Source organism: Fundidesulfovibrio sp. (assembly GCF_058402725.1).
Genome location: NZ_JBZVFJ010000323.1, coordinates 1 through 1,776 on the forward strand (window position 1 = coordinate 1; position 1,776 = coordinate 1,776).

Annotated in this window: 2 protein-coding genes; both read left to right on the plus strand. The window is 64.1% G+C overall.

What is annotated here, in order from left to right:
- Positions 1 to 70: 70 nt before the first annotated feature.
- The gene (locus ACV4UX_RS19205; RefSeq protein ID WP_491594882.1) at positions 71 to 772 is read left to right on the plus strand and encodes an amino acid ABC transporter permease; all 702 of its coding nucleotides are present in this window, start codon (positions 71 to 73) and stop codon (positions 770 to 772) included.
- Positions 773 to 777: 5 nt separating this feature from the next.
- The gene (locus ACV4UX_RS19210) at positions 778 to 1,473 is read left to right on the plus strand and encodes an amino acid ABC transporter permease (RefSeq protein WP_491594883.1); all 696 of its coding nucleotides are present in this window, start codon (positions 778 to 780) and stop codon (positions 1,471 to 1,473) included.
- Positions 1,474 to 1,776: the final 303 nt, after the last annotated feature.

Genomic DNA, 1,776 nt, shown 5'->3' on the forward strand with positions numbered 1-1,776 from the left:
AATCCCCGGCGGGCGCCCAGCGCGCCCGCCGGCCCCCCCGGGCCCGGCCCGGCGCACCTGGAGCAGCACGTTGGCATACCAATTCGACTTCGGCCTGGTGGTCTCCGGCGAATACGGAGACTGGATCCTCCAGGGCCTGGCCACCACCCTCAAGATCTCCGCGATCTCCATCGTCCTGGCCCTGGTCATGGGCACGCTCCTGTGCATCCTCCGGATCACCAAGGTCAAACCGCTCGTCTGGATCGCCTGGACCTACACGGAATTCTTCCGCAACACGCCGCTCCTGGTTCAGATCTTCTTCTGGTACTTCGGCTCCTACTCCGTGCTGCCCGACGGCGTGAACCGCTGGCTCAACGCCCAGGACTTCGAATTCAGCTGCGGCGTCATCGCCCTGAGCTTCTACACAGCCGCCTTCATCGCCGAAGACCTGCGCTCCGGCATCTTCGCCATCCCCAAGACGCAGCTCGAAGCCTCCCGCGCCTGCGGACTCTCCTTCATGCAGGCCATGGCCTACGTCATCCTGCCCCAGGCCTTCCGCATCATCGTGCCGCCCCTCGTCTCGCAGTTCCTGAACCTCATCAAGAACTCCTCCCTGGTGATGACCATCGGCGTCATGGACCTCACCTACATGGCCCGGCAGATCGAATCGCACACCTTCCACGGCTTCGAGGCCTTCACGGTGTCCACGCTCATCTACCTGTCCATCTCGCTCATCGTCTCCTTCTCCATCCAGCAGTACAACCTGCGCGTGCTGCGCACGGCCACGAGGTAGCGCGCATGCACTGGGACATCGTCTGGAACAACCTGGACTACTTCCTCTGGGGCGCATACCCCAACGGACCCCTCGGCGGCCTGGCCATGTCCATCCTCATGGCCCTGGCAGGCATCTTCGGCGCGTTCTGGCTGGGCCTCGTGGTGGGCGTCTGCCGCCTCTCCTCGCGCAAATGGCTCAACACGCCGTCGCTGGTCTACATCGAGGTGATCCGCGGCACGCCGCTGCTCATGGTCATCTTCTGGTTCTTCTTCCTGGCCCCTGCCGTGTTCGGATTCAACCTGCCCGACTGGCAGTCCGCCATCATCGCCCTCATCGTGTTCACCAGCGCCTACATCGCCGAAATCGTGCGCGCGGGCGTGCTCTCCCTTCCCAAGGGACAGATGGAAGCCGCGCGCGGCACCGGCCTCTCCCACACCCAGGCCATGATCCACGTCATCCTGCCCCAGGCGCTCCAGAACATGATCCCCTCCTTCGTGAACCAGTTCGTCTCCCTCACCAAAGACACCTCCCTGGCCTACATCATCGGCGTCAACGAACTCACCAAGACCGCCACCCAGGTGAACAACCGCACCATGAAGGCCCCCTTCGAAATCTTCATCACCATCGCCGTCCTCTACTTCGTGGTCTGCTTCGTGCTCACCGAATTCTCCCGCAGGCTGGAAGCACGCACCAACCGCTACCAGGCCCGCAACCGCTAAGCCGCGACAGGATGCGTCGCCCGTCAGGACGGCAGACTGACGAAGAAGAAGCCTCCGGCGGCCAAAGGGCTGCGCCCTCTGGAATCCCTCTCCGCTCCTAGACGGCGTGCGATCAGGCAGTGATGAGCGGCCGGACAGGCGGAGAAATAGCCTCCGGCGGCCAAAGGGCTGCGCCCTCTGGAATCCCTCTCCGCTCCTAGACGGCGTGCGATCAGGCAGTGATGAGCGGCCGGGCAGGCGGAGAAATAGCCTCCGGCGGCCAAAGGGCTGCGCCCTTTGGAATCCCTCTCCGCTTCGCGGGCT